This window comes from Desulfofundulus luciae, from assembly GCF_030813795.1.
Taxonomy (GTDB): domain Bacteria; phylum Bacillota; class Desulfotomaculia; order Desulfotomaculales; family Desulfovirgulaceae; genus Desulfofundulus; species Desulfofundulus luciae.
The window spans coordinates 1-13553 of the sequence record NZ_JAUSUX010000004.1 but is presented as its reverse complement, the minus strand read 5'-3'; the positions used below and the strand labels follow the sequence as shown (position 1 = coordinate 13553).

The 13553-nt window shown below is 50.5% G+C and carries 12 protein-coding genes; all 12 read left to right on the top strand.

The genetic code is table 11. The features are described from left to right. Positions 1-72 precede the first annotated feature (72 nt). Positions 73-2502, top strand: a complete 2430-nt coding sequence (locus tag J2Z49_RS03285; RefSeq protein ID WP_307399818.1) for an O-antigen ligase family protein — start codon at positions 73-75, stop codon at positions 2500-2502. A gap of 4 nt (positions 2503-2506) precedes the next feature. Continuing rightward, positions 2507-3379: a Wzz/FepE/Etk N-terminal domain-containing protein gene (locus J2Z49_RS03280; protein WP_307399817.1), complete on the top strand. Its 873-nt coding sequence runs from the start codon at positions 2507-2509 to the stop codon at positions 3377-3379. A 114-nt stretch (positions 3380-3493) separates the two neighbouring features. Beyond that, positions 3494-4876 (top strand): UDP-glucose dehydrogenase family protein, encoded by a 1383-nt coding sequence (locus J2Z49_RS03275; RefSeq protein WP_307399816.1) that lies wholly within the window; start codon positions 3494-3496, stop codon positions 4874-4876. After that, a complete protein-coding gene (locus J2Z49_RS03270) occupies positions 4873-5838 on the top strand; it encodes a GDP-mannose 4,6-dehydratase (protein WP_307399815.1) in 966 nt (321 codons plus the stop codon). The genes J2Z49_RS03275 and J2Z49_RS03270 overlap by 4 nt, the downstream gene beginning before the upstream one ends. A gap of 610 nt (positions 5839-6448) precedes the next feature. Continuing rightward, the gene (locus tag J2Z49_RS03265) at positions 6449-7114 is read left to right on the top strand and encodes a glycosyltransferase (RefSeq protein ID WP_307399813.1); all 666 of its coding nucleotides are present in this window, start codon (positions 6449-6451) and stop codon (positions 7112-7114) included. A 379-nt stretch (positions 7115-7493) separates the two neighbouring features. Then, complete coding sequence (locus tag J2Z49_RS03260) at positions 7494-8900, top strand: O-antigen polymerase (RefSeq protein WP_307400065.1); 1407 nt, start codon at positions 7494-7496, stop codon at positions 8898-8900. Positions 8901-8955: 55 nt separating this feature from the next. After that, a complete protein-coding gene (locus J2Z49_RS03255) occupies positions 8956-9432 on the top strand; it encodes a Druantia anti-phage system protein DruA (RefSeq protein WP_307399812.1) in 477 nt (158 codons plus the stop codon). A 355-nt stretch (positions 9433-9787) separates the two neighbouring features. Further along, the gene (locus J2Z49_RS03250) at positions 9788-9922 is read left to right on the top strand and encodes a hypothetical protein (RefSeq protein WP_307399810.1); all 135 of its coding nucleotides are present in this window, start codon (positions 9788-9790) and stop codon (positions 9920-9922) included. Between the two features lie 71 nt (positions 9923-9993). After that, positions 9994-10254: a hypothetical protein gene (locus tag J2Z49_RS03245; protein ID WP_307399808.1), complete on the top strand. Its 261-nt coding sequence runs from the start codon at positions 9994-9996 to the stop codon at positions 10252-10254. 497 nt (positions 10255-10751) lie between these two features. Beyond that, a protein-coding gene (locus tag J2Z49_RS03240; protein ID WP_307399807.1) for an IS3 family transposase occupies positions 10752-11877 on the top strand; the annotation gives its coding sequence in 2 pieces (ribosomal slippage) (positions 10752-11018 and positions 11020-11877; 1125 coding nt in all). 199 nt (positions 11878-12076) lie between these two features. Further along, positions 12077-12979 (top strand): glycosyltransferase family 2 protein, encoded by a 903-nt coding sequence (locus tag J2Z49_RS03235; protein WP_307399806.1) that lies wholly within the window; start codon positions 12077-12079, stop codon positions 12977-12979. A 332-nt stretch (positions 12980-13311) separates the two neighbouring features. Next, positions 13312-13515, top strand: a complete 204-nt coding sequence (locus J2Z49_RS03230) for a hypothetical protein (protein WP_307399804.1) — start codon at positions 13312-13314, stop codon at positions 13513-13515. The last annotated feature ends 38 nt before the right edge of the window (positions 13516-13553 follow it).

Here is a 13553-nt window from a genome sequence, read left to right as displayed (position 1 = left end):
AATTATTGTAGAATGCTGTAATTTGTGCCTTAAGAGTCCTGACAAAATTTTGTAACACAAAGGAGCTGGACCATGGCCAAAGCAACTGCCACAACCCCCCGGGTAAATCGCACAAGGGAACTGGCGGCAATGACGGCGACTGTCCGCCCCTGGACCTACCAGGTCGCCTTTTGGGGACTGGCGGCGCTGCTCTTTTTCCCACCCTTTTTCCGGGGCCTCTTCTTCCCTCCCGAGCAGGAACTGGCCCTGATGGGCGCGGCGGTAATCTTCTGGTTCACCTGGCTCTGGAAGCACGGGCAGCGGGATTACAGCTTTTTATCGCACCCGCTGGACTATTTCACCCTGGCCCTGCCGCTGGTGTACGTTATTGCCGCCTTCGGGGCGGTCAACTATGGCCTGGCCGCAGACGAGATCGTCAAGAACATCCTGTATTTCCTGGCCTACTGGGTGGCCGTTCAGGTGGTGGAGCATGAAGAAGACGCCGGCCGGCTGCTGCATGTCATTTACCTGGCAGCCGCCGGTGTAGCATTGGCCGGTCTCTTCACGGCCACCGGTCTGGTGTATATAAAGGACGGTTTTCTAAACGGGCGCATTTATTCCACCTTCCAGTACCCCAACGCCCTGGCCAGCTACCTGGCCCTGGCGGGCTTCCTGGGGCTGTTCTTGTGGGCGCACTACGGTTCCCGCACTGTGGGTGAAACCATCACCGACCGGGCGCTGCTCAAAACCCTGCCCCGGCGCCTCCTGGAATGCCGGCCGTACGGGTATTTTTACGCCGCGGCCAACTTTATCATCCTGGCCGTGCTTTTCGGCACCAAATCCCGCGGTGGCCTGCTCATCACCGGAGCGGTGTTCGTACTCTACCTGATCGGGCTGCACTGGCAAAAGCGGCTGCCGGTACTGCTGCATACGCTATATGTGGGCGGCCCCGGTTATATTGCATCCCATAAGTTCATCGCGGCGGCCATGGCCAGGCAGGTGGGTGCGGCCTGGCTCTGGATCTTGGGAGGGCTGGCCCTGGTTCTGGCCGGGCAATGGGTTTACGGTTTTGCGGAAAAACGCTTTTTATCCCCGTGGCTGGAAGATAAAAAACGGGTGAATGCGGCCCTGGCTTCTATAGTAATCGCCTGCCTGATTGCAGGCACGGCGGTGCTGGCTGCACACCCCGAGGTTATGGAAAAGGTAACCAGCTTTACTTATTTGCGCAACGCTTTTTCACGTGCCTATTTTGTTAAAGATGCCATGATCATGATCAAGGATCGCCCCCTTCTGGGCTGGGGTGGGGGCGGCTGGGAAGAGGCCTACCGGGCCTACCAGGGCTACCTGTACAACTCCAACGAGGTGCACAGCCACTACTTCCAGGTGGCCGTGGAGACCGGCATGGTGGGGCTGCTTGTGATGACGGGCATCTGGGCCTCCTTCCTGTGGGCCGCCCACCGGGCGTACTGGAGCGCGTCCGCCGTCAGTACCCGCCGGGCCATGGTCTGGGCCGTGACCGCCGGGGCCCTGGCCGTGGGCCTGCACGCAGCAGTTGACTTCGACCTGTCCCTTTCGGCTCTAACACTGGCGTTGTGGACTCTCTTTGCCTGCGTCAGGGTTTCAGGTTATAATCGCGCTAAAGATACTGCTCAAGTTCCAAGCAATAAACTGCAAGCAGCAAAAAAAGGTGGCATTTGGCCCTCAAACCCCGTAGCCCTGGCCGCAGCCTCCGCTGCGGGCGCCATAGTGTTCCTTTTTGCCTTCTTCCTGGCCTCGGCCAACAGCTATGCCACCCAGGCGGCCGGATACCTGCAGCAGGGAAACGTCCAGCAGGGCCTGGCCGCCATGCAGAAGGCAGCCGCTTATAATCCTTTCAATGCCGACTACCATACCGTCCTGATGCGCATTTACCTCAGTACGGACAGGCCCCGGCAGGCCCTGGAGGAGGCCCGCCGGGCCGCCGCTTTAAGCCGTTACAGCGCCGCCCGGCAGGCCGACCTGGCCCGGGCCTCCCTGGCCGCTGGCAGGTACCCGGATGCTGTCAACTATGCCCGCCGGGCATTGGAGCTGGCGCCCTATCAAATTGCCTGGTACGAAACTTTTGCAACAACCTGTGCCGCCGCCGGCAGGGGTGAACTGCAGGCGGGGAATAAAGACGCTGCCCGTCGGCACCTGGAGGAAGCCCTGAAGGTACCGGAGATGATCCAGGCCCGGGTGGCGGGGTTGGGGGAAGAAGAGAAGAAGCTCTGGTCCGTCGCCCCCATGCTTTCCGTTACGCCCGGGGTGCACCTGGGGATGGGGCAGGCCCGGTACCTGCTGGGTGACCTGCCGGGAGCGGAAAAAAGCCTGCAGGCCGCAATGCAGGATAATCAGTTGAAAGGCGAAGCATCCCTCTGGCTGGCCCTGGTGAGAGAAAAGCAGGGTAAAACGGAGGAAGCGAAAAAGCTGGTGAAGGAAGCCGGGCAGATAAACAAAAGTTTGGAAGCTGCCTTTCAGCAATTAAAAACGATTCCCACGCTTTAGGAGGATGAAGCACTTGGAAGAAGAACTGGATCTGAGGGATCTAATCCTTATTCTGTGGAAAAGACGTCGTCTAATTTTGGGCATATTCATCACCGCGGTTTTTGCCGCGGCAGCAATCAGCTTTATAATCCCGCCAACTTATGAAGTGAGCACAATCATAGCGCTGGGTGTTTTCCCCGACCCTACATACACCAGTCAGGCATCGGCCAGGGAAATCTTGTTAAGCGATGAACTATTGCTTACTGTTATCAAAGATTTAAAGCTCAACGTTCCCAGGGAAAAATTCAGGAGTTTTAAAGAAACTATCAAGATAGAATCAATCAAGGACACCAATTTCCTCAAGATTTCCGTGCAAACCCAAAATCGAGCTGAGGGAAAAGCTATAGTAGAAAAGATGGTTGAACTGTTTAAAGAACGCAGCGAGCCCTCCTACCAGCAGCACAGGCAGTTACTGGCCAACCAGCTCAATTCAGTTCGAACCCGTCTATATGCCATTGAAACAGATATCAAGAAAACACGAGAGGTATTGAACGCCATAGAATCCGCCAGCGGCATTTCGCCGGTGGAAAAGGACCTGCGCCGTTCCCGCACCCTGGAGTACCTCCAGAGTGAAGAGTCTCAGCGCATTGAGCTTCTGGACCGTTACCTGGCATTGCAGAAAGAAATCAATGAATTGAAAAATGTACAGGTCATCCGCGGCGCCCGGGAACCGGTTTACCCGGTTAAGCCAAATAAAAAACTTAATGTAGCCCTGGCCGGGATGCTGGGGTTAATGAGTGGTATCTTTATGGCTTTTATACTCGAGTATTTCCAGCGGAATCCACTGGACCTGTCCAAGCGTGAGGGTATATCGGCACAGAACAGCCAGAAATTGTAAAATGCTCCTGGTTCAGCGAGGGACACATACCTAAACGTCGTAATTATTGGAACCTGGTAAAATTGTATGACCAAATGCCATTCGACTAGAAACTAATTAGGGAGAGTTTTTCTTGTGGATGGATTTAACCCCCTAAAAGTGGCCATGATTGGCACCGGCTATGTAGGTTTAGCTACCGGAACTGCCCTGGCCTATTTAGGGCACCAGGTCACCGGAGTGGATAAAGATGTGTCTAAAATAAAGCTTTTGCGTTCCGGCAAAAGCCCAATTCGTGAGCAAGGGCTCGAAACTCTTCTGGCGCTGGCTCAAGACCGCCTGTTTTTTACTCACTCTACTGCCGAAGCAGTGGCCGAAGCCCATGTTATCTTAATTGCAGTGGGTACCCCCTCCAAAGCCAATGGGGAGGCTGATACCCAGTTTGTGGAAGCAGCGGCCCGTGAGGTTGCCGCAAGCTTGTTGCCTGGGCGCAATTACATCCTTGTGGTTAAATCTACTGTGCCTGTTGGTACTAATCGCCGGGTGGCTTATGTGGTAAACCGGGTGCTGAACGAGCGTGGTCTCGCGAAAGAGGTAACCGCGTACGTAGTTTCCAACCCTGAGTTTCTTCGAGAAGGCATGGCCCTTTATGATACCTTTTATCCCGACCGCATCGTGGTGGGTGCGCGGGAGGCCGCGGGGGTGGAAATGCTGCGGCGGCTCTACCGGCCCATCCTGGAGCAGACCTTTGACCCGCCTCCTTTTCTGCCCCGGCCCGAAGGTTATGCCCTGCCCCCGCTGATTACCACCGATCCCACCAGCGCCGAGATGATTAAATATGCGGCCAACGCCTTTTTGGCCCTTAAGATCAGCTTCATCAACGAAATTGCCGGGCTGTGCGAGAAAGTGGGGGCCGATGTGACCGAGGTAAGCAGGGGCATCGGCCTGGACCCGCGGATTGGGCTACGTTTTCTGGCCGCGGGACTGGGCTGGGGAGGAAGTTGTTTTCCCAAGGATACCGCCGCCCTTTTGGCCATGGGGCAGGAGTACGACTACGACTTGCCGATTGTGGCCGCTGCCCGGGAGATTAACTTCCGCCAGCGCCTCCGGGTGGTAGAAAAACTGCAGGAAGCCCTGAAAGGAGTGCGGGGCCGCGTGGTGGGGGTATTGGGTTTGTCTTTTAAACCGGGAACCGACGATATACGGGAATCTCCATCCATGGATTTGGTCCGAATACTGATTGATCGCGGCGCCCACGTGCGGGTGCATGACCCGGTAGCCTTGGACAACGCGCGGCGGGCATTAGAAGGATTAGAAGTGGAGTTTTTCCAGGATCCTTACACTTTGGCCTCGGGGGCCGAAGCCCTGGTGCTGGCCACAGAATGGCCCGAGTACCGGCATCTTGACCTGGCCCGCCTGGCCGGAATGATGCGTACCCCGGTGCTGGTGGACGGGCGCAACCTGTTTGACCCTGAACAAGCCAGACGAGCGGGATGGACCTACCTGGGGGTGGGCCGGTGAAATCAGCTTTAGTAACAGGAGGGGCCGGCTTTATAGGCAGTCACCTGGTAGACCGCCTTTTATCCGAAGGCTGGCGGGTCACGGTTGTAGATAACTTCGATCCCTTCTACGACCCCGGTAGCAAGCGCAGGAACATAGCGCCCCACCTGGAATACAGCAACTATACCCTGGTTGAAGCCGACATAAGGGATATGGAGACTCTCCGGCAGCGCCTCTCCGGGGAGTACGATGTGATAGTTCACCTGGCTGCTAAGGCCGGTGTCCGTCCTTCCATACGCGATCCTATCGGCTACCAGGAAGTGAACGTCCGCGGTACGCAGAACCTGCTGGAGCTGGCCAGAGAGTGGGGTGTAAAACAGTTCGTTTTCGCCTCTTCTTCCAGCGTCTACGGCGTAAACCCCAATGTGCCCTGGCGGGAGGACGATTGCGTGCTCATGCCCATAAGCCCCTACGCAGCCACCAAGGTGGCAGGGGAACTCCTGGGGCACGTCTACAGCTACCTCTACGGCATCCGGTTTATTGCCCTTCGTCTGTTCACCGTTTACGGACTCCGCCAGCGGCCCGACCTGGCCATCCATAAGTTCGCCCGGAAGATGCTGAAGGGCGAGCCTATCCCCATCTACGGGGACGGCTCCACCCGTCGGGACTATACTTACATCGATGACATTATTCAGGGCGTACGGGCAGCCATGGAGTGTAATAGCATTTCCTATGAGGTAATCAACCTAGGCAATAACCGGACGGTGAGCCTACTTGAGATGGTACGGGCCCTTGAGGAGGTTCTAGATATAAAGGCGCAACTGGACTTCCAACCAGCGCAACCCGGTGATGTGGTTCAGACGTGGGCGGATGTAACTAAAGCCGAACGTTTATTAAAGTATCGACCAAAAGTGGGTTTCAAAGATGGGCTTGCACTATTCGTCCAATGGCTTATTGACCACGTGAGGTTTAATACCGCATAAGCTATGAGAAATGAGGTTATTGAGGAGCTGATTCTCTCCGACGATAAGGGCAAAAAACTAGGGCCTATGACCTTAATCCGAGCCAAGCAGTTTATTTCCTCAGAAGCAAGTCCTTATCTATTTTACGTAATGGATGAACAACTAAAGCAGGGATCATCGAAATCTCTGTGATTAGGTGTGATCATCAACCCCAGGACCGGCAACGGATCCGGGAAGTATGGAATGACTAAGGATGAATGACTAAAGATGCTCATTCTGGTGGAGGACCCCGAGCCTTGAGGGTACCCGGTTGGTGGATTAGCTCCAGACTGATGGGGTGGTTGGAAAAGGACTGGTAGGCCGGAAGACCTATATATTCCCTTATGAGCCCTTGAGGGTTTTCTGGACGGCGACGCATGGTAACCTTGACGGTCGGTGACCCCGCACGTTGTATAATAGAATGATGGACGGGGGGCCAATCTATTTATGGCATGTTCCCTGGGGCTTCCCGTCGGTGACTTCAATAAACCACGTGAGGTGTGGCAGTCAAAAAGCCGCCGCATAGAATTAAATTCTGTGAAATCGTGAGATCTAAAGTCTAATTGTCCAATATTAGGGGGTTAGCCTTTGTATGGCGGATAACTTGACCTTAAAACCTAATGTTTGCGCTGTTGTTGTTACCTACGGGAACCGATATGACTTTTGGTCTAGGGTAGTTGACGGTTGTCTCCGTAATGGTGTTTGGAAGATTGTTCTTGTAGATAACGGAGCTTCATTGGAAAGTAAGGCAAGGCTAGAAACTCTACATGGTAATTTGCCTGATAAATGCCATGTTATAGCGCTCCAGGAAAATCTTGGCTCTGCTGCTGGCTACAAGGCTGGGCTACAATTTGCCCTGAATCTTGATGGGTGCGAGTTTTTATGGTTATTAGATGATGATAACGTTCCTCAAGATGATGCCTTGAGACAACTCCTGAATAGTTATGAAAACCTGTCCCTGCTGTACCCTGCTGATCGCTTAGCCCTTTTGGCGCTCAGAAAGGATCGGAACTTCTACAAACGCCTAACTGAAGGAGAGCCTCTTACGAGTGTGTATCCGACCAGATCAAGCTTCTTGAGCGTTAATATCGTCGACTTACCCTCTAAACTGAGACGGTGCTTTTCAAAGAAATCGAAACTTAGAAAGGACCAACTAATAATTTCTGTCCCATATGGTCCATATGGAGGACTTTTTTTTTCACAGGTCGTTACTCCAATGGATCGGTTTCCCGGACGAGAAGTTTTTTGTATACTCTGATGACACCGAATTTACTTTTAGACTATATTCAAGAGGGGGATACCTCTTTCTTATCCCAAAAGCGCGTTTGATGGACATCGATATCTCATGGTGCGACAAGAGTAGGAACCCATCCCCGTTTATACACGTTTTGGAGGCAGAATCCGACTTCCGAGTTTACTACAGCATTAGAAACCGGGTGTACTTTGAGTACTGGTTTTGGCGGCAACACCTGCTGCTATATTTGATAAATAAGGCATTGGTGTTAGGGATTATCGGACTATACGCAGTGCTAAAGGGGTATTTACGGCGTTTCAGGTTGATCTTAACGGCCGTTAAGGATGGTGAGGCAGGGAACCTGGGAAAACGCCTGGAACTAGGGAGCTAGATGTGATTGTCTATGGAATCTATGGAGCATCTTCTATTAATTGCGCTTTATTTAATAATGGGCTTTATGTGTATAATGCTTTCAAAATTGCTAGGGTATGGTACTATTAACCCCGTGAGCGTTTATTTTAGTATATGGTCGCTGGATTTGTTAATTTACCTTGTTCCTTCGCTAGACTTACGCCCTCTCAACTTCGTCACTTTGGTTGCCATGATGCTTAGCGCGGCAGCCTTTTCCGTTGGTAGCTTTGTTATGTGGATTACTTGCCGTACTATTTGGCCAAACCGAAACGACTCTATCTTATTAAGGCCTCTCTATGATGATCGCAAACTCAGACGGCTTTATTGGATGGGTTTCCTGATGGCAGTCGCCTATCTTATCCTACAGGTCTATCTGATTTGGCCCACTATTCAGTCCCTAGGTGGCATATCGAGTTTGTTCTCTCCCGGGGAAGCCATTAACGTCAGGCGTGGTCTGATCAATCAGACTGAACAGGCAGCAGAAGCCGACTTTACTCCAGGAAACCTAATGTTGGGATTGTTGGGGTATATGCTTTTTATTGGCAATATAACCCTCTTCTGGGGAGCCTATTACTTGCTTCGAGGCAGGTGGTTTTTTGGCCTTTTTCCGTTGATCTTAAGCTTGATGTGGAGCATGTTAACCCTTCAACGTTCAACGTTTACTTATGCACTAATGCTGTTCCTGTTCAGCTACTATTACCATAAGCACTTACTTGGACGTGAATGTACGGTTCACAGGTCCGACAGAAAATCACAGATAGTTCTTGCTTTCGTGCTTCTGGGTTTATTGCCGTTAGCACTATACCTCCCGTTAAAGCTGCGCCAACCTGAGCTAAGTCCTTTAGATACTGTTGAATCGCTGCTGATGTATTTGGTTGGTCCCTTAGCTGGTTTCAATGTGCTTTTGGAGGAGTTCAGATTGATTCCGGAGAATTTGGGCTACGGTAAATGGACATTTTATGGCGCGGCCTCGATTATCGATAGACTTGGGTTTAATGTTACTCTGCCACCTCCGAATTTCGAATACGTCGCTATACAGGTCACCGGAGATTCGATAATCAATATATATACTGCATTGCGTTACTTTGCGCTTGACTTTGGCTGGTTAGGCATTGTTGTTTTCCCCCTGATGTTGGGTTTAGCAAGCACATTAACACACTTTCAGGTGATTAGGCGGGGGGCAGTTTGGTTGATTCCTGGAGCCAGTGTGTTTATGGTCATAGTGTTTTGGTCGTTTTTTTCACCATCGTTGTTACGAGATTTTCGTTATCTGCTCTTACTCATTATGTCCTCCTTGGTTGGGCAACTAATTTTGCCGTTGAAAGCTAGGAAGTCTTTGGGAGGGGTGAATATATGTGTACCGTCAAAGATAAGTCCCATTAAAAACTCCGGTAATTAACATATAAGCCTGACTTTTTGTTTTCCGGTGTGTTACAATCTTGCTTATGAGTACCATGGGCAAGAACAACCACCAACCAGTTTATGTTAACCTGGACAACTTAATAGTTCGGCCAATTAAACCGGAGGAAGAAAAGCGCTGGAACGATTTATTGCGCACCTACCATTACCTGAGCATCTACCTTACTGGCAAAACTCCCAAATACGTGGCCATCCTCAACGGCCATTGGGTAGCCTTAATCGGCTGGGGTTCGGTGGTCTACGAGTGTGGCAACCGCGACCGCTGGCTCGGTTGGACGGAGGATCAGAAAAACCATCGGCTGAAATTCATAGCCAACAATCAGCGCTATTTGATTCTGCGCATTTCCAACTTGGCCTCCAAGGCCTTAGCGCTTAACTTGAGAGGGCTTTCATCGGATTGGGAGGCGGTACACGCCCCCATCCCATCCCATCCTCTTTGCCCAAACATTGGTCGAGCAGCACCGTTTTCGCGGCACCTGCCACAAAACTGGCGGTTGGGTGGAACTGATTAGCACCAGCGGTTATGGCCGCATCAAGACCATTTTGTGCGAGCCACTACACAAGAAAGCCCGCCAGAATCTTAAGCGCAGAATTCTTAGCGCCCGATTTGACAGCCGAAACCAAGCCCTTGCTTAACCTCAACATGGTAAACCTTACCGGCTAGGAGAGTTTGTAGTAGCACTTAATCCGCATTCGTGACCCGCGAAGGCGGCGCGGAATCCAGCATTAGCAGGTTTCAATCATAGGAGGTGACGGTGTGTCCTTTACTGGCCGGCGAAAAGTTTCCTTGCCATCGGTAAATGGGTAGCTAACCTCTTCCAGGAAGTTTTAAAACGCTTGGGTTGCCGGTACAGTGACAGATTTAGAATGATACATTCGCCCCGTGAGCCCACCATTCGCCGCATCTTGCAGGCGATTGACCCCGAGGAAGTAGATGCGGCAATTGGCGTCTGGTTGATTATCCATGTTAAAGAATGCAACCTGGTTGCCGTGGACGGCTAAAGGGATCTGTGCGCCCCGATGGAAAAAGCGTACATCTGGTGACCGCCTTCCTGTACCCGGAGTAAGTAGTCATGACCCAAGCATCAGGTGCCGTACAAGGGCAACGAAATCAAGGCATCAAGGCTTTTAAGCCGGTGCTATCAAACCTTGACCTGGATGGCAAAGTAGTGACTGCAGACGCCATGCGAACGCAGGTAGAGAACGCCCGTTTCTTAGTGAGAGAGAAAGGGACCGATTATGTCTTGCCGGTCAAGCAAAATCAGTCCACTTTATTTGGAGCTATTTGCCAGCTGAAACCGGATAGTTTTTTCCCCGTCGGTGAAAACCGTTGAGAAAGGGCATGGCCGCCTGGAAACCCGAACTATTAGAACCTCGAATGCCCTGGTTGGTCAAACTGCTTTCCTTATCTTGCCCAGGTAGCAGTTATAAAACGCCAGTTTGAGGACCTTAAAACCGACAGGATTAGGAAGGATACCGCCTATTTCAATACCAGTTTAACGGCTGAGAACGTAGATGCCAGGCAATTGATGAACATTGTGCGTGGCCACTGGAGCATCGAGAACAGTTTGTTTTACGTTCGGGAGGGACTTTTAAGGAAGACCGTTCGCAAGTGCGCATCGGCAAATGAGCCACGTGTATTTGCTTCCCTGCGCAACCTGGTTATTAGCTTGCTGAGGTTGAATGGCATAAAAGAACATTGTCGCTGACTTGCACCGCTACAGTTGGGATAGAGAGTTGATTTTAGCTATGGTTGGCGTCTAGTGCCACAAGCAATTATATAATGGACCTAGAAATTTAGACACGAAAAATGGGGGTCCTAAGCGTCAGAATGGGTACTAGGAAACAATATCCAGCCGAGATTAAGGCTAAAATCGTACTGGAAATTCTCAAGGAAGAAAAATCCATTGCCCAAATCGCTTCTGAATATGGCATCCACCCCTCTGTCTTAAACCGGTGGAAAAATACGGCAGTAGAGAAACTGCCTTCCCTCTTTACCGATGAAACGAAAAACATAGAGAACATGAAATCCGAATACGAGAAGAAAATCCAAGACCTCTGCGCAGAAGTCGGTCGTTTAACCACTGAGCTGACCTGGCTTAAAAAAAAGAGTGGCCTCTGAGCTTAGCCGAGATGAACGCCTAGGTTTGGTGGAATGGGGCCATCCAGAACTATCTATCAAAAAGCAGGCGGAGCTTTTAAGCCTAAACCGCTCTAGCTTATACTATCACCCAGTGCCCCTTTCCCCAGAAGAAATAGCCATAAAGCACCGCATCGACGAAATATACACCGAGTTTCCCTTTTACGGTTCCAGGCGCATTACGGCCCAGCTTCGAAGGGAGGGATTCTTAGTCAACCGCAAAGCCGTCCAGCGCCACATGCGGGAAATGGGTATAGCCGCCATCTATCCCAAGTCCAACTTAAGCAGAAGAAACCATGAGCATCGAGTATATCCCTACTTGCTGCGAGGCCTTCCCATTACTTATCCCAACCAGGTCTGGGGTATAGACATCACCTACATCCGGCTAGTCAGGGGATGGATGTACCTGGTGGCCATCATGGACTGGTACTCCCGCTTTGTGGTAAGCTGGGCCTTAGACCAGTGCTTGGAGACAGCCTTTGTATTAGTGGCGGTAAAAGAAGCCATGGCTAAAGCCAAGCCGGAGATAATGAATAGTGACCAGGGAGCCCAGTTTACCGACCCGGACTACATAAAGCTCCTAGAAGGAGCGGGTATAAGGATCAGCATGGACGGCAAATGCCGGGCTACTGACAACATTTTCACCGAACGCCTCTGGCGAAGCCTTAAATACGAAGAAGTTTATCTCAACGAATATCAAAGTCCCCGGGAAGCCAGGCAGGGTATCTCTCGATATCTAGAGTTTTACAACTACCGCCGACCTCACCAATCCTTAAAATACAGGACGCCGGCAGAAGTTTACTATGGAAAGGACTAAGACATATTATGCCAAATCTGGAATCTGAAAAATTTGTCTATAACCTATTTCATACCACTATTCACCAAATTGAGCTTATCTTTCCACGCTTAAAATTTTAAAAATCGTGTCTTGACAAAGGGGTCCACCTTATTATTTGCTAGATATTGCTTTTTGATTAAAATGAATTTTGATGTAGACTTGGGGTGAATATGAAGAGATGGTGAGGGTATCTATAGGCTTACCATTCTTCAATAGCGAAAGTACCCTGCCGCTAGCTTTGCATTCGGTGTTTGCTCAGACGTATCAGGAATGGGAACTTATCCTTGTCGATGATGGTTCTAAGGACGGCTCTTTAGAGATTGCGCATTCTATTCAGGATGAACGGGTGCGGGTAATTTCGGATGGTGAGAATCAAGGACTCGCGTACCGCCTTAATCAAATTGCGGAATTGGCAAAAGGTGATTTTTTGGCACGCATGGACGCCGACGATATAATGCATCCAAGTCGCCTCAAAACACAAGTGGAGTTCTTGTTGGCTTATCCCGAAATCGATGTTCTTGGGACAGCAGCTTATGTGATCGACCATAAAAATCGTGTAGTGGGCATTCGCTCATCTAGCCCAGGGGTTGAACCGGCTATGGTTTTGAAGAGAACACCTTTTATACACCCTACCGTAATGGCAAAGCGCACTTGGTTTCTGAAGCATCCTTACAATCCCAGATTCAAACGTTCCCAAGACCGTGAGTTGTGGTGCCGGGCAATTCGCGATTCACGCTTTGAAGTTCTAGATACACCTCTGCACTTCTACCGGGAAGTAGGAGTGTTCAGCTTGGAGAAGTATCTTAGCAGCGTTAGTGCCGACATCGAGATCATTCGTCACTATGGACGAGCGTTGGTTGGTCCGATAAAAACAGCGCAACTTATTTTATTTACGCGTCTCAAAGGAGAAGCTTACAGAGTGGCTTCCTTGCTGAATGCGGAGAAGGTTTTACTTAAACTACGAAGTTCTACCCCCTCGCTAGATCAAAGGGTAACAGCTGAGGAAGCTCTTAAGATTGTTTTCAAGACACCAGTACCCGGACTTAGCAAAGGTGTAGAAATCGATCATGTCTTGGGTTGATGAAGATCGTTACCGCACTTATTAGTACTTAGGCTTTTTTATCTTCGTAGCGGTAGGATTAAAACTGACTGGCCTCACGAGAAATCTCTTTAAACACCTTTAAATTCAGTCGCAAAACCCCCAGCTAAATGGCAGACATTAACATAGCCCAGGGAAAATGCTGCTCCCTGCTATGGACGAAAATGGTCTTCCACAGCGATTCTTATGATCACATGTAAAATCACGAAAAACAGGATAAACCCCTATAAAACTACCCTCTCCGCCAGGAAAACAACCAAAAACGTTGAATATCAAACTATGGCTGATGACTTCTACCCAGGGAGGAAAACCTCATGTACAGGCCATCAAAAGAAGAGCAGCTCTCCTTCTATCATCCGGACCTGATCTTGTCCCGGATGTTCGGGGAAAACAACTTTTATCACCTGTTCCGGGAAAAATGCGACCTTTTCATCAAGGACGTGGACTTACGCCGTTGTACTTGTATTTGCTACTATAAAACTGATCCATTTTTAGCCCCTGTGATATTGTCAAACTGATCCACCCTGGAAGCCGTGGTAGACAAAATGATACTGTG

Excerpts from the sequence above, each read along its gene's own strand:
- J2Z49_RS03285 (WP_307399818.1), top strand. The coding sequence starts at position 73 with ATGGCCAAAGCAACTGCCACAACCCCCCGGGTAAATCGCACAAGGGAA.
- J2Z49_RS03280 (WP_307399817.1), top strand. The coding sequence starts at position 2,507 with ATGAAGCACTTGGAAGAAGAACTGGATCTGAGGGATCTAATCCTTATT.
- J2Z49_RS03265 (WP_307399813.1), top strand. The coding sequence starts at position 6,449 with ATGGCGGATAACTTGACCTTAAAACCTAATGTTTGCGCTGTTGTTGTT.
- J2Z49_RS03260 (WP_307400065.1), top strand. The coding sequence starts at position 7,494 with ATGGAATCTATGGAGCATCTTCTATTAATTGCGCTTTATTTAATAATG.
- J2Z49_RS03255 (WP_307399812.1), top strand. The coding sequence starts at position 8,956 with ATGGGCAAGAACAACCACCAACCAGTTTATGTTAACCTGGACAACTTA.
- J2Z49_RS03250 (WP_307399810.1), top strand. The coding sequence starts at position 9,788 with ATGATACATTCGCCCCGTGAGCCCACCATTCGCCGCATCTTGCAGGCG.
- J2Z49_RS03245 (WP_307399808.1), top strand. The coding sequence starts at position 9,994 with ATGACCCAAGCATCAGGTGCCGTACAAGGGCAACGAAATCAAGGCATC.
- J2Z49_RS03235 (WP_307399806.1), top strand. The coding sequence starts at position 12,077 with ATGGTGAGGGTATCTATAGGCTTACCATTCTTCAATAGCGAAAGTACC.
- J2Z49_RS03230 (WP_307399804.1), top strand. The coding sequence starts at position 13,312 with ATGTACAGGCCATCAAAAGAAGAGCAGCTCTCCTTCTATCATCCGGAC.